Here is an 18,859-nt window from a genome sequence, read left to right as displayed (position 1 = left end):
TGTAGCCAAACAACATAAACACAGACTATTTAGAGACGACCCGACTACATGAAAAAACCACCTCTGACCCGCCTCGCCACCCTGCTGCCCCTGACCCTACTGGCCAGCCACGCCGTACTGGCGCAGAATGCCGAGCGCAAGTTCGAAAGTGCCAGCCAGCGCGATGGCGTGCTGGAAGTACGCACCAGCGATGGCCGCTATCTGATCAAGCCCTACACGACCAGCATGGTCGAAACCACCTTTGTCCCGAACGGCGAAGTGGCCGACCCGGCCTCGCACGCCGTAGTGCTGGCACCGGCGGGCGTAAAAACCACACTGACCAGCAAAGCAGGCCACCTCGAATACATGGCCGGCGCCATGCAGGTGACCATCACCAAGGCGCCATTCCAGATCAGCTACGCCTACAAGGGCCACAAGCTGGTCGCGGAAAAGCACGGCTATATGAAGAAGCAGGACGACCCCGCCCTAGGCAGCAAGGATATCCATCAGGGCGTAGCGCGCACGCTGGAAGCCATCGAATTCGCACTCGACAAGGATGAAGCCCTGTATGGCGCCGGCGAGCGTGCCGTCGGCATGAACCGCCGCGGCCAGCGCTTTACCCTGTATAACAAGGCCCACTACGGCTATGGCGAGCATTCCACCCAGATGGGCTATGGCATGCCGCTGGCCCTGTCGTCGAAAATGTATGCGCTGCACTTCGATAATCCGCAGACGGGCTATCTGGATTTCGACAGCCGCAAGGACAATAGCCTGAGCTATGAAACCACGGGCGGCCGCAAGACCTATCAGGTGATCGCCGGCGACAGCTGGGAAGACCTGATCGCCAGCTACACCAGCCTGACGGGCCGGCAGCCCTTGCCGCCGCGCTGGGCGCTGGGCAACTTCGCCATGCGCTTTGGCTACCGCGATGAGGCGATCGCCCGCGCCACGGTGAATAAATTCATTGCGGACGATATTCCGCTCGATGCCATCGTGTTCGACCTGTTCTGGTTCGGCAAAGAAGTCAAAGGCACCATGGGCAATCTGGCGTGGGACAAGGATAACTTCCCCAACCCGGCCGGCATGATCAGCGACTTCCGCAACAAGGGCGTGCAGACGGTGGTGATTACCGAACCGTTCATCGTCGATACTTCGGCCCGATGGCAGGAAGCCGTGGATAAAAAAATCCTCGGCACGGATGCCAGCGGCGCTGCGCTGGCCTATGACTTCTACTTCGGCCACACAGGCCTGATCGATATTTTCGGCCAGCCCGGCAAGGACTGGTTCTGGAATATCTACCAGGAGCTGCACCAGCAGGGCGTGGCCGGCGTCTGGGGCGATCTGGGCGAGCCGGAAGTCCATCCCGCCGCCATGCAGCACGCTACCGGCGGTGCCGAGGCAGTGCACAACATCTACGGCCACCAGTGGGCCCGGCTGGTGGCGGAAGGCTATCAGCGCGACTACCCGACGGAGCGCCCCTTCATCCTGATGCGGGCCGGTTACTCGGGTACCCAGCGCTACGGCATTATTCCATGGTCGGGCGACGTAGACCGCAGCTGGGGCGGCCTGCACTCGCAACCGGAAATCGCCCTGCAGATGGGCATGCAGGGTGCCGCCTATATGCACTCCGATCTGGGCGGCTTTGCCAACCCCGTGCTCGATAACGAACTGTATGCACGCTGGCTGCAATATGGGGTGTTCCAGCCCATCTTCCGTCCGCACGCGCAGGATGATGTAGCACCGGAACCCGTGTACCGCGATGACGCCACCAAGGCACTGGCGCGCGAAGCGATCCGCCTGCGCTATCGCCTGCTGCCATATAACTACACGCTGGCCTTCGACAATCACCGTTCCGGCCTGCCGCTGATGCGCCCCATGCTGTACGAAGAGCCGCGCAATACCAAGGTATATGCCATGTCGTCCAGCTACCTATGGGGCAAGGACCTGCTGGTGACGCCGGTACTTACCAAGGGCGCCAGCACGGCCGAAGTCTACTTCCCGGCGCGCAGCGTATGGTTCGACTTCTACACGGGTGCCAAACATGCCGGCGGCATCAGCGATAGCGTCAGACTGGAAGCCAACCATATCCCCGTGTACGTGCGCGGCGGCGCCTTCATCCCCATGGCCAAAGTGGTGCAGAGCACGCGCGACTACAACACCCGCCACATCGAACTGCACTACTACCACGATGCCAGCGTCAGCGCCGGCAGCGGCAAGCTGTATGACGACGATGGCAGCACTGCCAACGCCTATGAACAGGGCCAGTACGAGCTGCTGAACTTCGCCAGCAAACTGCAGGGCCGCGAGCTGACCATCAGCGTCAGCGCCGAAGCGGGCAAGCAGTACCAGCGGCCGGACCGCAGCATCGCCCTGCAGGTGCACAATGTCACGCGCGCGCCTTCCGTGGTGCGCGTCGATGGCAAAGCCGTGATGTTCGTGTGGGACGAAGGCAGCAAAGTACTGAACGTGGCTATGCCGGCCAGCGGCGCCGCCAACCGCAGCGTCAGCATCACCCTGTAAGCCTCCGCACGAGGACAGGCCGGGGCGGGAATTTTGCCCGCCCCGCTTTCGCCTGGGTGTATCATTGCCGCCCATCGGATGGTTACATCCGGTGCCATGACAAGACCACCAAGGGAGATGCCTGTGACACCAAAAATTATCAGCACGCTGCTGGCCCTAGCCGCCACGTCAGCCGCCAGCACCACCGTGCTGGCCGCCCCCACCCAGAAACCGACCGTTGCCGAAGCCGAGCGCTTCCTCAGCGACACCGAAGCCAGGCTCAATAAACTGAACAACGAGCAGGCACTGGGCGCATGGGTTGGTTCCAACTTCATTACCGATGATACGGAAGCGATAGCCTCCTTCTTCGCCGAGCGCTATCTGACCGCCTCCGGTGAAGCCGCCATCGGCGCACGCCGCTTCAACGGCCTGAAACTGCCGGCCGACTCGGCCCGCAAGCTGATGCTGCTGCAGCAGACGCTGGTATTCGCCGATCCGAAAGAACGCGAGCAGTACGCCGCCCTGCAGGCAGGCCTGAACGGCGCCTACGGCAAAGCCAAATACTGCCCGAAAAATGCCGATGGCAGCGCCGGCGCCTGCATGGCGCTGGGTGAAATGGAAAAAGTACTGGCGAATAGCCGCGACGAAGCCAAGCTGAAAGAAATGTGGGCAGGCTGGCACGCCCAGTCGCCTGAGTACAAAGGCAAATACCTCGACTACATCGCCCTGTCCAACAAGGGCGCCAAGCAGATGGGCTTTGTCGATACGGGCGCCATGTGGCGTTCGCAGTACGACATGCCGGCCGATGCCTTTGCCAGCGAAATGGAACGTCTGTGGCAGCAGGTCAAGCCGCTGTATGACTCGCTGCATACCTATAGCCGCTACAAGCTGCGCGAAACCTATGGCGCCGACGTGGTGCCGCTGGAAGGCCCGATTCCGGCCCACCTGTACGGCAATATGTGGAGCCAGACCTGGAACAATCTTTATCCCATCCTGAAACCGGCTACGGGCGCCAGCAACTACAGCCTGACCAAGGTACTGGAAGAACGCAAGACCGACGCCAAGCAGATGACCAAGTATGCAGAAGGTTTCTACACCTCGCTGGGCATGCAGAAGCTGCCCGCGTCGTTCTGGGAACGTTCGCTGTTCACCAAGCCGCGCGACCGCGATGTGGTGTGCCACGCTTCGGCATGGCCGATCAACGAGAAGGATGATGTGCGTATCAAGATGTGCATCAACCCGACGGCAGAAGATTTCACCGTGATCCACCACGAACTCGGTCACGTCTACTACTTCCTCGGCTATACGGGCCAGCCTTACCTGTACCGCGGCGGCGCCAATGACGGCTTCCACGAAGCCATCGGCGACACCATCGCCCTTTCCATCACGCCCGACTACCTGCAGAAGATCGGCCTGATGGATCAGGCACCGGATGCCGATGCAGATATAGGTCAATTACTGGAACGCGCCCTGGGCAAAGTTCCTATGCTGCCGTTCGCGTACATGGTCGATAAATGGCGCTGGGATGTCTACTCCGGCAAGACCAAACCGGCAGATTTCGACAAGAGCTGGTGGCAGTTGCGCGAGCAGTACATGGGCATGAAACGCCCGGTCGCGATGGATGCCAAAGGGGCAGGTTTCGATGCCGGTGCCAAGTACCACGTGGCAGCCGACGTGCCTTACGCACGCTACTTCCTGGCCAATATGCTGCAGTTCCAGTTCCACCGTGCGCTGTGCCGCGAGGCAGGCTACACGGGGCCTCTGCACCGTTGCTCGATCTATGGCAACGCCAAAGCAGGCGCCAAACTGCAGCAGATGCTGGCCATGGGCGCCAGCAAACCCTGGCCGGAAGAGCTGAAAGCCATTTCGGGTGAAGAGCGTATCGACGGTGGTGCACTGCTCGACTACTTCGCACCGCTGAAGACCTGGCTGGATGCCCAGAATGCTGCTTATGCAGCGGCTGCCAAGAAGTAAAAAAGCCAACATCAGCGTCGCCGTCAGACGCTGTATTTAAGCGACAGTCCGAGACTAGCTTCACCCCAGCGTGTATGATGAAGCACCCCGATTAACGGGTGCTTCATCAGCTTACAAAACGGAGTGAAAATGAGTCTGGGACTGGTTAAAAAAGTCGTCATCGTCGGTGGCGGCACATCGGGCTGGATGACCGCCGCCGCGATGTCCACTTTAATCTCCAACGGTTGCGAAATCCGCCTGATCGAATCCGATGAAATCTCCACCATCGGCGTAGGCGAAGCGACTATTCCTGTCATCCGCGGGTTCAATGACCTGATCGGCATCGACGAAAACGAATTCCTGCGCAACACTCAAGGCACTTTCAAACTCGGCATCGAGTTCGTCAACTGGGGCAAACCGGGCGACTCCTATCTGCACGGCTTCGGCGTGATCGGACGCGACCAGATGCTGGCGCGCTTCTACCACTACTGGCTGAAAATGTACCAGGAAGGCAAGGCGCCGAATATCGAAGACTATTCGATCAACACCGCCGCAGCACGCCAGTTCAAATTCATGCGCGCCGACCGCGAGAGCGGCGATTCGCCACTGGCCGACATTTCCCACGCCTTCCACTTCGACGCTTCGCTGTATGCCAAATACCTGCGCCGCGTCAGCGAGAGCCGCGGCGCCATCCGTACCGAAGGCCGTATCATCAAGGTCGAACAGCGTGCCAGCGATGGCTATGTAGAAGCCGTGGTGCTGCATAGCGGTGAGCGCATCGAGGGTGATCTGTTTATCGACTGCTCCGGCTTCCGTGGCCTGCTGATCGAAGAAACCCTGAAGACGGGCTTCGAAGACTGGTCGCACTACCTGCCGTGCGACCGTGCGATTGCCGTGCCATGCGCCTCGGTCAGCCCGCTGCTGCCCTACACCCGCTCCACCGCCCACAAGGCTGGCTGGCAGTGGCGCATTCCGCTGCAGCACCGCATCGGCAACGGCCATGTCTACTGCAGCCAGTTCATGCAGGAAGCCGAAGCGGAAGATATCCTGATGAATAATCTGGATGGCAAGGCGCTGGCCCACCCGCGCCACCTGACTTTCAAAGCGGGCAAGCGCAAGCTGGCATGGAACCGCAACGTGGTATCCATCGGTCTGGCCGGCGGCTTCATGGAGCCGCTGGAATCGACCAGTATCCATCTGGTGCAGACCGGCATTACCCGTTTGCTCATGATGTTCCCGCACATGGGCTTCGAGCAGGCCGACATCGACGCCTTCAACCGCGCCAATGACGAAGAATACATCGGCATCCGCGACTTCCTGATCCTGCACTACAAGCTTAATCAGCGCGTGGGCGATCCGTTCTGGGACTACTGCCGCAATATGCCGATACCCGATACGCTACAGCGCCGCATGGATCTGTACCAGAGCAATGGCCGCCTGCTGCTGTCGCGCGACGAACTGTTCACGGAAACCAGCTGGATACAGGTGATGCATGGTCAGGGCCTGCGCAGCAAGGGCTACCACCCGCTGGTGGATCAGCGCACGCCGGAGGAAATCGAAGGCTTCCTGAACAACGTCAAGGATGTGGTGCAGCGCTGTGTCGATCACATGCCGACGCACGAAGAGTACATTGCTGCGCAGTGCGCGACAGAGAAGATGTAAAGCACCAGCCTGACGGAAGCCGTGGCCGCGGCAGCGCGATGCTGCCCCGGCCACGGGCTAGTCCTTAGTGCCGGATTACTTCGGCATAGGCTGGCGCGGCGCAGCGCAATGCTGCGCAATATAGTCGGCGTGGGTCGGCATGTGCTGTATGCACTGGGCGATCACGTCGCGTATGCTCTCCAGATACTTCTCCGCTTCTTCTACCGGCAGTAGATCGGCCAGCGGATCATAGCCCTGCGGCTTGAGATTCTGGCCATGCATCACCTGCAGCCAGCCCGTCTCCGCAAACAGCTCGTTATCGAAGCGCACCACGCGGCCACGCGCCTGGAACAGATCGATCTTGTGCTGCAGCGTATCCGGCACGGGCATGGCCGCGCACTGTTTCCAGAATTCGGAATCATCACGCTGGTTGGCCTTGTAGTGCAGGATCACGAAGTCGCGGATACGCTCGTATTCGAAACGGCTCTGGCGGTTGTACTCGGCCACTTCCAGTGGATTGAAGCCACTGTCAGGGAAGAACTGCAGCAGGCGCGCAATCGACGACTGGATCAGGTGGATACTGGTCGATTCCAGCGGTTCGAGGAAGCCGCTCGATAAACCGATCGCCACCACATTGCGGTTCCAGCCCTGCTTGCGCATACCGGTCTTGAACTTGATCTGGCGCGGCTCGGCCAGCACATCGCCATCCAGATTTTTCAGCAGAATATCCTGCGCCTGTGCATCATCCATGAAGGCGCTGCAATACACATGGCCATTGCCGGTGCGGTGCTGCAGCGGGATGCGCCACTGCCAGCCTGCCGTGTGGGCAGTCGAGCGGGTATAGGGCGTCAGCACGGATGCGGACTTGCACGGCACCGCCAGCGCACGGTCGCAAGGCAGCCAGTGCGACCAGTCCTCGTAACCCGTCTGCAGCGCGTCTTCGATCAGCAGGCCACGGAAGCCGGAGCAATCAATAAACAGATCTCCTTCGATACGTTCACCTGATTCCAGCACCACCGCTTCGACAAAGCCGTTATCGGACCGCAGCGCCACACTGGCGATCTTGCCTTCGGTACGGCGCACGCCGCGCTGTTCGCTCACGCCGCGCAGAAAGCGCGCATACAGGCTGGCGTCGAAGTGGTAGGCGTAGGCGATATCGGCCAGCGGCGAATTGGGCAGATCGGGCCGTGCCGGCATGAATTTGTTGTGACGTGCTGCCATGCGCGTGATCGAATACTCATCCAGCTCGTGCGCCTTGCCCAGTGCACGCATGCGCTGCCAGTACTGGTCGAAACGCACAGTCCACAAGTCCTGGCCAAGGATGCCGAAGCCGTGGATGTAACGGTCGCCCAGCTTGCCCCAGTTGACGAATTCGATGCCGAGCTTGTAGCTGCCCTGGGTGGCTTTCATGAACTCTGCTTCATCGATGCCGGCCACCTGATTGAAGCGCTGTATCATCGGAATGGTGGCTTCGCCCACACCGACGATGCCGATTTCATCCGACTCCACCAGCCGGATGTTGTACTGCCCGCGCAGGATGGTGGCCAACGCCGTGGCGCTCATCCAGCCTGCCGTTCCGCCACCGACGATCACGATGTTTTTAATCGCAGTCTGCATCCAACTCACTCCTCAAAAAGCCTGCTCCAGAAACGAAACAACCCCGGCGGACCGGGGTTGATGTTAGCACTAACTATGCGTTTAACTGCGAGAGTTAGAACTTGTAGGTCAGGCCGAACTGGTAGGTACGACCGAACACAGTTTTGTACGAAATGGCGCTGGAATCAACACCGTTGTACTCCTGGTAAGGCGTATTGTTCCAGTTGTTAGCCTGTACGTAGACCGACAGACCTTTCAGGAACGACTGCTGGAATTCATACGAAGCCTGCAGGTCGATGATGGTCTCGCCTTTCACGAAGGTCAGCTGTGCATTGTCCTGGTAGTCGCTGATCTGACCCAGGAAGTCCGAACGGCGACGGGCAGCCCATGCGAACTGGAAGCCATTCTTCTCGTAGTACATACGCAGGTTGGTCACGCGCTTCGACAGGCCTGGCAGAGGGATCTTCACGCTGCTTACGCCCTGGGTAGCGAAACCAATTGCCGGCAGTTCGATACCGCTCTCGGTGTTCGAGAAGTTAGCCGAAGCACCGAAGCCGTCCAGATAAGTCGACACCAGCGAGAACGGTACGTTGACTGCGAACTCGTAGCCGTGCAGGTTGCCACCGTCGCCGTTGGTCGGGATGGTCAGCAGACCCACCGTCGAACCAGCGTATGGGCCGGTGGTTGGCAGCGGGGTCGCAGCCGTAACCTGACCTTTGAAGTCATACGCACGCGGTGCACGCAGAATGTAGGTATCGAGCTTTTTGTAGAAGGCAGCAGCGCTGAAGTAGCCCTTGTTGCCGAAGTACTTCTCGTACGATACGTCCACTGCTTTTGCACGGAACGGTTCCAGCTTGGCGTTACCGCCGCTACCGGTCAGGATAGGTACGGTGTTGTTCTTGCTCACGCCGAAGGCCGAGCTAGCGCGCATATCGTCCAGATTTGCACGAGCCAGCACTTTGGCCAGACCGAAACGTACCTGCTGTTCGCTACCCAGATCGAACGACACGTTAGCGCTAGGCAGAATGTCGTTGTACGAGGTGCCGTCTGCGATCACAGACGATGGGCAGGTCTCTGCGGTGATGCCGGTGCAGGTTGCCAGATCCACTTTGTTACCGGTGGTCGACTGGCTGGTGTGCACGAACTGCGCACCGAAGTTACCGCGGTAGCTCAGGCCAGCCAGCGTACCGTCCAGATCACCCATGGCGTAAGCGGTGGTGACCTTTTCCGATACCGACCAGTCTTTCGCCAGCACGCTTGCGTCTACCCACTTAGCCATGGTGTAGATCGAACCCAGAGTGCCGGTTGGGTCGAACGATACGATAGGAATGCCGGTGGTACCAGCAGTCGCGACTTCGCTGCCCGGTACGGTTGCGGTGGCGTAGCCGCCGTTACCTTTCACCACCAGACGGCCTTCTTCGCCGTAGCGTACTTTGCTACGCTTGGTGTAGTTCACGCCAAACTGCACGGCAGCCACTGGGCCCCATTCCACTTGCTGACGGCCGGACAGACGGATTGCGTCGATCTTGTCGTCTACGTTAGGCAGCGCGACATAGCCAGCCTGTGGCGAGTTAGGACCACCACCCCAGCCGTCGGTGTCGGTCAGGAAGGTTTGCGAGCGGTTCGAGTAGTCGAAGCTCGAGGTCAGCTTCATTGCTGCCAGGTTTTTGCCGTCGAAGCCGGTCCACGACAGGGAACCGATCTGCGATGCAGGCACGTTACCAGCTTGGCCAGCAGTGGTTTCGTAACGCGAGGCGTTCTTGGTAGCTTTCGAGTGCGACAGGTCGCCGGTCAGGGTCCAGTCAGCCACTTTCCACTGGGTGTTCCAGCCGATTGCCGTCAGTTTGTCGTCGGCCGATTCTTTGTGGTTACGTACGTCGCCCTTGAAATTGCTGAAGGTGCCGCTGGTGGCCACGCCGTTCTGGATGGTGGCGTTGCTCAGCGTACCAACCGGGTCATAGCCGCCCCACGAACCGCCGATCGAGCCTTCCAGACCGGTTTTCTTCAGGCTGGTGCTACCGGCCGAGTAGAACAGATCGACCGAAGTCTTGAAGTCTTTGTTAGGACGGTATTGCAGCATGGCGGAAACGCCATCGCGGTTGTTCTTCGAGGTCTCGGTGTCCGCTTTGAAACCGGCAGGAACGACGACGCTCTGACCATTGTAGGTAACGGTGTCGGTGCCGCCGCCTTCGAACTTCTGCTGGCCGCCGCCGTTTTCTTTGTAGCTGGTGATGCCCACGGCCACACCGATGGTGCGGTTAGCGAACTGGTCCACATAGCTAAAGGTGTAGCGCTTGCCGTCACCTTCTGGCGAACCGGAACGCACGCCGGTGCGCTCGTTACGGGCACCCGCAGCCAGCACGCGCTTGCCGAAGTCCAGTGGCTGCACAGTGCGCAGGTCGATGGTCGATGCCAGACCCTGACCGATCACGGTCGCGTCCGGGGTTTTGTAGATCATGGCGCTGCCGATCAGTTCCGCTGGGAACAGATCGAATTCCGGGCTACGGGCGTTGCCGGTCGAAGCCATTTCACGGCCATTGACCAGCGTACCGTTGAAGCTCGGTGCCAGACCGCGCACGCTGATGTCGGCAGCCTTGCCCGAACCGCGGCTACGCTGGGCGGTTACGCCGGGCAGACGGGCGATCGATTCCGCCACGCTGGAATCCGGCAGCTTGCCGATATCTTCAGCGGAAATGGCTTCAACGATGGAGGTGGAATTCTTCTTGATCGAGATCGCTGCTTCGATACCGCGACGGATACCGGATACGACCACCGACTGGACTTCCGGCGCTTTAGCGTCGGATTGAGCGGCCGTTACGTCTGCAGCCTGTGCAGCTTCGCCTTGCGCAGCTTCTTGCGCATAGACGTTGCTCGCCATCATAGACAGGAATACAGCACAACCAGCTGCGACTGGATTCAACTGGAACGCGGCGCTTTGACGGCGCTTATTCGCGAAAATACTCATTTAATGTCCCCTCAACACACGACACAAAACATAATTCCCGCAAACATCAGCCGCTCCGCAAGCCGGGGCGTCTCAAACTACACGGGATCCAAGGAAAAACAACGTTCTTAAGACGTTCTGGAAAGAATTTTGTACTAAAACTAGATTCTGTGTCAAACAAAAGCACAGCCAACTACGCCTGAAAACACGCCTGCAAGCGGGTTTCCCTAGCGAATAAGGGTGACTCGTTGTATTTCGGCTACAGGATTTCAGTAATAGACTTGTAGTGGAACTACAGATTTCAGACTAAGACCACTTTTTTCTGCAAGAATTTTTCAATGTCCACGGGCTGAAATGCCGATAAACCGGCAGACAGCGGGTGGCAAGAAGACAAAAATCGTGCAAACTTTGTATTTTGACTAAAATTGCTTTTCCATCCGGCCGCTATTCGCGCACTTTTTTGGCGCAAACTATTGGCAAATAAAGCAAAATGGTCAAAAGGCAATGAGAAACACGCCCTGTAGTACGACTACTCATCTAAAAATGGAGACTGCATGAACAAGCGCCTGCTGCTGGCCACCCTCGCCAGCCTGACTCTGGGCAGCGCCCGCGCCGATTACCGCATCGATCACATGGAGCCGCCCAGCTGGTGGACGGGCATGCACGAGCGCAGCCTGCAGCTGATGGTGCATGGCCCGCAGATCGGCCAGCTGCTGCCCACCCTGCACTACCCGGGCGTGCAGATCACTTCCGTCGAGCGGGTGGCCAACCCCAATTACCTGTTCATCAACCTGCGCATCAGCGCCCGGGCCCGCGCCGGTGAACTGGATCTGACATTCAGGGGGCGCGGCGAGCAGGCACGCAGTGCTGCGGCCACTGTGCTGCACTACCGCTATCCCCTGCAGGCGCGGGCACAGGGCTCGGCCCAGCGTCAGGGCTTTGGCCGTGCCGACGCCATCTATCAGGTCATGCCTGACCGTTACGCCAATGGCGATACGGCCAACGACAATGCGCCCGATATGCGCGAACAGGCGCAGCGCAGCGAAGGCTCCGGCCGCCATGGCGGCGATCTGCGCGGCATTAGCGACCATCTCGACTACATCGCTGCCATGGGTTACACCCAGCTGTGGCCTACCCCGCTGCTGGAATCGAATATGCCGGCCTACTCCTACCACGGCTATGCGGCTACCCACCACTACCGCATCGACCCGCGCTACGGCAGCAACGAGGACTATCGCGCCATGGTGGCGCAGGCCCGCAGCAAAGGGCTGGGCGTGATACAGGACGTGGTGCTCAACCACATCGGCAGCCAGCACTGGTGGCTGCAGGACATGCCGGAAGCGGACTGGCTGACCTATCAGGGCAAGTTCGTCCCCACCGAACACCACCGCGTGGCCGTGCAGGATCCGTATGCTTCGCAGCAGGACAGGCGCAACTTCACCGAAGGCTGGTTTGTCGAAAGCATGCCGGACCTGAATCAGGCCAATCCCCGCGTGGCGCGCTACCTGATCCAGAACACACTATGGTGGATCGAGTATGCCGGCCTGTCCGGCCTGCGGGTGGATACCTACAGCTATTCCAACACCGACTTCCTGAGCCGCTGGTCCGGCGCCGTGATGGCCGAATATCCGCACCTGAATCTGGTGGGCGAAGAATGGAGCCCGCACATTCCCGTGGTAGCGCACTGGCAGCGCGGCAAACGCAATGCCAATGGCTATGTGTCGCACATGCCCAGCATGATGGACTTCCCGCTGGCCGATGTGCTGCGCCGTGCACTGGTGGCGCCCGATGATGGTGACTACAGCCTGACCAGCCTGTACGAAGCCCTGTCGCAGGACTATCTGTATGCCGATGCGGGCAATCTGGTGCTATTCGAAGGCAACCATGACATGTCGCGTCTGTACAGCGAACTCGGTGAAGACGACCAGCTGTACCGCATGGCGCTGGCTTTCGTGGCCACGGCACCGCGCATCCCGCAGTTCTACGCCGGCACGGAAATCCAGATGACCAGCAGTACCAGGGGGCGCGACGATGCGTCCTACCGGCGCGACTTCCCCGGTGGCTGGCAGGGCGACAGCATCAGCGCCTTTACCGGCGCCGGTCTGACAGCGCAGCAGCAGGCCGCGCAGGACTACCTGAAGAAACTGCTCAACTGGCGCAAGCATGCCAGCGTGATCCACCATGGCCGCACCATGCACTTCGGACCGGAGCAGAACACCTATGTCTACTTCCGCTACGATGGCAACCGCAAGGTGATGGTGGCGCTCAACAAAAACCGCAGCCCAACGCCACTAAACATGGCGCGTTTTCAGGAAATGCTGCAGGGCGCACAGAACGGCACGGATATCATTACTGGCCAGCGTATCGCGCTCGGTGAACAGCTAACCCTGCCGGCCCGTTCGGCACTGATACTGGAGATAGCCCCGTGAAACCCGCCCCGCACATCCTCGCCGCCAGCATCCGCACCGCACTGGGCCTGCTACCGCTTGCGACCACGCCAGCATTGCCAGTAATGGCCAGTCCCGCCAGCAGCACGGACGGCAGCTATCCGGCCAGCGCGCTGACGGTCAGCTATCCCGTGCCCGCCGCCGCACCTTATACGGTGCAGTACAGCGTCACGCCGCTGGAGCATGATTTGCGCCGCTACACCCAGCGCAGCAGCATGCCGGTGCGCGTGGGCGAGCAGGAAATCAGCTATAGCGAAGCAGCAGGCCAGCCGGTAGTCCGCAGTGGCAATCCCGGTTTCGATGCGCTATTCACGCTGGCCGGTCTGGAAATGGCACAGAACTCCGTCAGCCAGATCCGCGACGGCAGCTACAACGGCGGCCAGCCCATCAGCTGCAACTGCTTCGAAACGGGCGCATCCTGGCACTACGTCTGGACCCGCGACCTGTCGTATGCAGCCTCGCTGGGGCTGGGCATGCTGGATCCGCGCCGCGTGCGCAACTCGCTCGAATTCAAGCTGTCCGGCTACCGCAGCGGCATCGCGCCCGCCAGCGCGGTGGCCGGCAGCAGCGACGGCCTGCAGATCATTCAGGATACGGGCAGCGGCGGCAGCTGGCCAGTCAGCACGGACCGGGTCAGCTGGGCCTTCGGCGCGGACGAAGCACTCAAGGCGCTGGCACCGGACGAGCGCCGCGCGTTTGCCCGCACCGCCCTGCGCGCGCTTTCCAACACGCTGGAGAACGACCGGCTGGCTGCCTACGACAGCAGCGATGGCCTGTACACGGGCGAACAGTCCTTCCTCGACTGGCGCGAGCAAAGCTATGCGCCGTGGATCACCAGCGATCTGGCCAGCATGGCCAGCAGCAAAGCCCTGTCCACCAACGCCGCCCACTACAAGGCGCTGACGCTGGCCGCACAACTGGCCCGCGAACAGGACCAGCCCGCACTGGCACAGCGCTATGAGGACTGGGCCGCCGCACTCAAACGCGCCATCAACCAGCACCTGTGGCAGGCCGATACTGGTCTGTACAGCAGCCTCACGGCCGGCCATTTCGATGGCGCGGCACTGTACAAATACGACTGGCTAGGCCAGTCACTGGCCATCATCACCGGCATCGCCGATGAGCGTCAGGCCGCCAGCATACTGGCGCACTATCCACACGGCCCCATGGGTGCGCCGGTGATCTATCCGCAGCAACCCGATACGGCGATCTACCACAACCGCGCCATCTGGCCTTTCGTCACCGCCTTCGGCCTGCGTGCCGCCGCCATGGCCGGCAATAGCGCAGTTGCCGATGCCGCCTACCAGACCCTGATACGGGGCGCCGCCACCAATCTGTCGAATATGGAAAACATGGAATGGCTGAGCGGCCTGCCCATGCTCAAGGACCAGCGCGACGGCAAGGACCTCAGCGGCCCCGTGATCAATTCGCGTCGCCAGCTCTGGTCGGTGGGCGCCTATCTGGGCATGGTGGTCGGCAATGTGTTCGGTGTGCAGACTACCCAGCACGGCATAGCGCTACAGCCCTTCGTGACGGCACGGCTACGGCGCGAACAGTTTGCCGGCAGCGACAGCATCAGCCTGCGCCATCTGAACCTGCGCGGCAAGCAGCTGCAGGTGACGCTACGCCTGCCTGCGGCCAGCCAGAGCGAAGGCTATTACCGCGTGGCCGGCATCAGCCTGAATGGCCAGCCGGCCAGCGCCAGCATAGACTGGGCTGCTCTGGCCGACGACAACCACATCGTCATCACGCTGGGCACACTGCAGGCAGGCCAGCAGAAAATTCAGCGTGTGCACGCTGCGCCGCTGGCGCAGGACAGTGCCGTGACAGCACCGGCCGAACCGCAGCAGGTGGCGTTGGCACGGGGCAGCTTCGGCTTCCCCACGCTGAGCTTCAGCGCGCCGCCGCAGGGCGTGCGCTACAACGTCTACCGCAATGGCCGGCTGGCCGTGCAAGGTCTCACCAGCAGCAGCTGGGCCGACCGCCGCGCCCCGCTGCTGGGCCAGGGCGCGGCCGACAATCTGTGCTACAGCATGGAAGCCGTGCATCAGGCCAGCGGCCACCGCAGCCACCACACGCCGCTGGTCTGCCTGCACAGCGGGCTGGAAATCGCAGCCGATGATGCACGCTTCCAGTCCGGCATCAGCGCCGAGCAAGGCCGCATCGCCGGCTGGGGCGCCGGCAGCGATACCCTGAGCGTCAGCGGGCTGCGGGCAGAACGGGCGGGCCGCTATGCCGTGCAGCTGAAATACCGCAATGCGGCGCACCACATCAACCTGGGCATCAGCGGCGGCGTCAAATGGATGACGCTCAGCGATGCGGCCGGCCGCATCGTGGCGCAAGGCGTGGTGCAACTACCGCACAATGCCGCCATCAGCTGGTCCACACCATTGACAGCGCAGCTGCAAGCCGGCAGCTACCGCATGCAGCTCGGCGACTTTTACAATATGAGCTACCTGCAGAGTAACAGCAGCTATGCCGATGCGGGTGGCATGCAAGGACCGTCCAACCGCTTCGACCTGTATGGCTTGCGCCTGCTGCCACTGGCAGCAACGACCACGCCCAACGCCGACCATGCCGCAAACGGCGGCGCTGCCGCTGCCGTGGCGGCATCTGACCATAGTGTGACTGCGGGCAGCACGGCAGTAGCGACGGCAGCCGCCGCGCAGCTGCCTGCACTGCCGCCGCGAGGCAGCGTACAGATCACGGCGCCTATCGCCTCGCCCCAGCTGGGCAACCAGCGCCAGCTGCGCATCTATCTGCCGCCCGGCTATGAACGCGATACGGCGCAGCGCTATCCCGTGCTGTACATGCACGATGGCCAGAACCTGTTCGACCCGGCCAGCGCGGCCTATGGCGCGGCATGGGAAATCGCCGGCGTGATGGACCGCCTGATCGCCAACGGCGAGGTGGCGCCCGTGATCATCGTCGGCATCGACAACAATGCTGACCGCATCGCCGAGTACACGCCCTGCTGCGATGCCCGCCATGGCGGCGGCAAGCTCGATGCCTATCTGACCTTTGTCGCCGACATGGTGAAACCATGGGTCGATGCCCATCTGCGCACCCGCCCCGAACGCGAGCACACCGCCATCATGGGCTCTTCGCTGGGCGGCATCGCTTCGGTGTATATGGCCCAGCATCGTCCTGACGTGTTCTCCATGGCCGCCAGCCTGTCCGGCTCGTTCTGGTGGAACCAGCAGGCGCTGGTGCGCCAGCCGCCGGCCCATCTGCCCGTGCGCTTCTACCTCGATGCCGGCACCAGCAGCGATGGTCTGGAAGACACAGAAAAAATGCGCGACGCTTTGCTGGCACAAGGCTATCGCGCACACACGGAACTGGAATTCTATGCGGCCGAAGCCGCCATTCATAACGAACGATCCTGGGCGGCGCGGGTAGAACGCCCCTTGCGCTGGCTATACCCTGCCAGTCCTGCCCATCCCGTCAGCAGCCATTAAACCCGCCACACCGGCCTGACAAATTCAGGCCGGTGCTGCCAGCAGGGTGCGTCGGGGTGTGCTGGCCAGCCTGGCGCCGCCCTGCAGCTTGAACACGCTGACAGCATCCGTCAGCCGCGCCGCCTGCTGCTCCAGCGCTTCCGCTGCGGCCGCCGATTCTTCCACCAGTGCCGAGTTCTGCTGGGTCACGCTATCCATCTGGCTGATGGCGATGCTGATCTGCTCTATGCCGTCGCGCTGCTCCACACTGGCCACGCTGATCTCGCTGACGATGGCCGTCACCCGCTGCACACTGGCCACCACTTCGTCCATGGTGGCACCGGCCTGCCCCACCAGCCGGCTGCCCGCTTCCACCCGCTCTACCGAATCGCCGATCAGTTCCTTGATTTCCCTGGCTGCCGCTGCCGAACGCTGGGCCAGATTGCGCACTTCCGAGGCCACCACGGCAAAGCCGCGCCCCTGCTCGCCTGCACGCGCCGCTTCCACGGCCGCATTCAGGGCCAGAATATTGGTCTGGAAGGCGATGCCGTCAATCACGGCAATGATGTCGACGATCTTGCGCGAGGATTCATTAATCGAGCCCATGGTGCGCACCATCTGCTCGACTGCATCGCCACCTTTGGCCGCCACGCTCGATGCCGCATCGGCCAGCCGGCAGGCTTCTGTGGCATTGGCATTGTTCTGCTGCACGGTGGTGGTCAGTTCCACCATGGCGGCAGCGGTTTCTTCCAGCGAGCTGGCCTGTTCTTCCGTACGTCCCGACAGATCGAGATTGCCTTTGGCGATTTCGGACGAGGCCATATAGATACTATCCGTCCCTTCGCGCACTTTGCCGACGATGTCGCTCAGATTGTTCTGCATGAGTTTGAGCGCACCCAGCAGTTCGCCGATTTCGTCACGGCTGCGCACCTGCACTTCCGTGCGCAGATCGCCCGCCGCCACCGTCTGCGCCATGTCCACGGCTTCGCTCAAGGGGCGCGTAATGCTGCGTATAAGTGCCACCACCGTCACCCAGCCCACCACCAGCGTCAGGGCCAGCGTGATGCCCATGGCCAGTATGGCCTGGTTGTACGCGGAGGTGTTGGCCGCAGCCATTTCCTCCGTCAGCCGCTGCGACTCCTTGCTGATGTAGCCAACGATATCGTCGATTTTTTTGGTCGGTTCACGGTCCATGCCTTTCACCAGACCATCCACGATGTGCACACTTTCCGGATTGGCACTGTCGTACTGCTTGAGGGCTGCCAGATATTTGCTGACCAGTTCGTTCTGGGTGCGGATGGCATCGTCCACCAGCGGCGTGGCCAGTTCCAGCTTTTTCAGCTGGGTGTCGAGCTGCCTGAGCTTGGCGCGCGTCTGCTCACCGCCTTTGACAAAAGCCTCCGTGTATTTCTGCAGGGCCGCCGGGTCATTGCCCCGGATCAGGATGTTTTTCCATTCCTGCACCTGTATCTTGAACTCCACCTGAGCGGCGCGGGCCGCATCGATGGCCTGGCTCAGCGCGACGGAGCGGGCCATGGCCTGCGCGCTGATGGCATTGGTTTCATGCAGCGTGCGCCAGCCGCCTGTGGCGACGATCGCTAAAGCGATGAAAAAGAATCCGCCAAGTAAGCGCAGCCTGAGACCTATCTTCAGATTCGACAAATTCATGACTTCCCCCTTGGTAACAATTCGGAACCATCATGTCCGCCCTGTATGGAAAGCCCCACACCAACAGCGGAAAAAATTTAACAAACCAAGTTTTCTTATAAAACTTTCAAATGGCCGGTAAGCTCGCCTGCCGGCTCAGGCAGGCGCAAACTCGATACGGTATTTATTGGTCGCTTCTGTATTCGGCGGAAACACTTCGCTGCCGATATAGCGCAAGCCCAGCTTCTCCAGCAGGCGGATGGAATTCACGTTGCCCGGTTTGGTTATCCCCATCAGCGCGGGCAGTTTCAGCTGTTCGCGTGCGTAGGCCACTACGGCGGCAGCCGCTTCGTAAGTGTAGCCCTGACCGAAATAGGCGGGCCGGATGGCATAGCCGATATCCACGGCAGGCAGGGTGTCGCGCTTGATCAGGCCGCACAGGCCCAGCGGCTGGCCATCGCTCTGGCGTTCCATCACATACAGCGAATGGCCATGCAGGGCCTGCATGGCCATAGGCCCGTCCTGTATCGCCGTACGGGCACCTTCGACACTGCGTACGCCCTTGTCGCCTATGTATTTGAGCCACGTGGGATCGTTGACCAGTTCGAAATAAAACGCTGCGTCTTCCGGATTCATGGTGCGCAGATGCAGGCGCTCAGTACTCAGTATCTTCATGCCAGGGCTAAACCTCAGAGAAAACAGCACGCCGCGCGGCG

Annotated in this window: 9 protein-coding genes; 5 read left to right on the top strand and 4 right to left on the bottom strand. The window is 61.0% G+C overall.

What is annotated here, in order from left to right:
• Positions 1-48 precede the first annotated feature (48 nt).
• The 3 genes from GTP23_RS03260 to GTP23_RS03250 all read left to right on the top strand — a co-directional run bounded on the left by GTP23_RS03260 (position 49) and on the right by GTP23_RS03250 (position 6,093).
• Positions 49-2,499, top strand: a complete 2,451-nt coding sequence (locus GTP23_RS03260; RefSeq protein WP_161033839.1) for a TIM-barrel domain-containing protein — start codon at positions 49-51, stop codon at positions 2,497-2,499.
• A 117-nt stretch (positions 2,500-2,616) separates the two neighbouring features.
• Entirely contained in the window at positions 2,617-4,452 is a 1,836-nt protein-coding gene (locus GTP23_RS03255) for a M2 family metallopeptidase (protein WP_161033838.1), read from the top strand.
• Between the two features lie 129 nt (positions 4,453-4,581).
• Positions 4,582-6,093, top strand: coding sequence for a tryptophan halogenase family protein (locus tag GTP23_RS03250; RefSeq protein ID WP_161033837.1), 1,512 nt, complete (start codon positions 4,582-4,584; stop codon positions 6,091-6,093).
• A gap of 75 nt (positions 6,094-6,168) precedes the next feature.
• Here GTP23_RS03250 and GTP23_RS03245 read toward each other — a convergent pair whose 3' ends face one another.
• Both GTP23_RS03245 and GTP23_RS03240 read right to left on the bottom strand, forming a co-directional pair.
• On the bottom strand, positions 6,169-7,689 hold the full coding sequence (locus GTP23_RS03245) for a tryptophan halogenase family protein (protein ID WP_161033836.1): 1,521 nt from the start codon (positions 7,687-7,689) through the stop codon (positions 6,169-6,171).
• Between the two features lie 94 nt (positions 7,690-7,783).
• Entirely contained in the window at positions 7,784-10,549 is a 2,766-nt protein-coding gene (locus tag GTP23_RS03240; protein WP_229255904.1) for a TonB-dependent receptor, read from the bottom strand.
• 617 nt (positions 10,550-11,166) lie between these two features.
• On the opposite strand from GTP23_RS03240, the gene GTP23_RS03235 reads away from it, so the two are divergent.
• Both GTP23_RS03235 and GTP23_RS03230 read left to right on the top strand, forming a co-directional pair.
• Complete coding sequence (locus GTP23_RS03235; RefSeq protein WP_161033834.1) at positions 11,167-13,041, top strand: glycoside hydrolase family 13 protein; 1,875 nt, start codon at positions 11,167-11,169, stop codon at positions 13,039-13,041.
• Positions 13,038-16,517, top strand: coding sequence for an alpha/beta hydrolase-fold protein (locus GTP23_RS03230; RefSeq protein ID WP_371866799.1), 3,480 nt, complete (start codon positions 13,038-13,040; stop codon positions 16,515-16,517). Before GTP23_RS03235 ends, GTP23_RS03230 begins: the two co-directional genes overlap by 4 nt.
• Before the next feature lie 24 nt (positions 16,518-16,541).
• On the opposite strand, the gene GTP23_RS03225 is transcribed toward GTP23_RS03230, so the two are convergent.
• Both GTP23_RS03225 and GTP23_RS03220 read right to left on the bottom strand, forming a co-directional pair.
• Complete coding sequence (locus GTP23_RS03225) at positions 16,542-18,164, bottom strand: methyl-accepting chemotaxis protein (protein ID WP_161033833.1); 1,623 nt, start codon at positions 18,162-18,164, stop codon at positions 16,542-16,544.
• A 135-nt stretch (positions 18,165-18,299) separates the two neighbouring features.
• Positions 18,300-18,818: a GNAT family N-acetyltransferase gene (locus GTP23_RS03220; RefSeq protein WP_161033832.1), complete on the bottom strand. Its 519-nt coding sequence runs from the start codon at positions 18,816-18,818 to the stop codon at positions 18,300-18,302.
• Positions 18,819-18,859: the final 41 nt, after the last annotated feature.

Source organism: Duganella fentianensis (assembly GCF_009857835.1).
GTDB lineage: Bacteria > Pseudomonadota > Gammaproteobacteria > Burkholderiales > Burkholderiaceae_D > Rugamonas > Rugamonas fentianensis.
The sequence above is the reverse complement of the archived record's forward strand: the minus strand, read 5'-3'. Positions and strand labels throughout refer to the sequence as shown.

Excerpts from the sequence above, each read along its gene's own strand:
- GTP23_RS03260 (WP_161033839.1), top strand. The coding sequence starts at position 49 with ATGAAAAAACCACCTCTGACCCGCCTCGCCACCCTGCTGCCCCTGACC.
- GTP23_RS03255 (WP_161033838.1), top strand. The coding sequence starts at position 2,617 with ATGCCTGTGACACCAAAAATTATCAGCACGCTGCTGGCCCTAGCCGCC.
- GTP23_RS03250 (WP_161033837.1), top strand. The coding sequence starts at position 4,582 with ATGAGTCTGGGACTGGTTAAAAAAGTCGTCATCGTCGGTGGCGGCACA.
- GTP23_RS03245 (WP_161033836.1), bottom strand. The coding sequence starts at position 7,689 with ATGCAGACTGCGATTAAAAACATCGTGATCGTCGGTGGCGGAACGGCA.
- GTP23_RS03240 (WP_229255904.1), bottom strand. The coding sequence starts at position 10,549 with ATGATGGCGAGCAACGTCTATGCGCAAGAAGCTGCGCAAGGCGAAGCT.
- GTP23_RS03235 (WP_161033834.1), top strand. The coding sequence starts at position 11,167 with ATGAACAAGCGCCTGCTGCTGGCCACCCTCGCCAGCCTGACTCTGGGC.
- GTP23_RS03225 (WP_161033833.1), bottom strand. The coding sequence starts at position 18,164 with ATGAATTTGTCGAATCTGAAGATAGGTCTCAGGCTGCGCTTACTTGGC.
- GTP23_RS03220 (WP_161033832.1), bottom strand. The coding sequence starts at position 18,818 with ATGAAGATACTGAGTACTGAGCGCCTGCATCTGCGCACCATGAATCCG.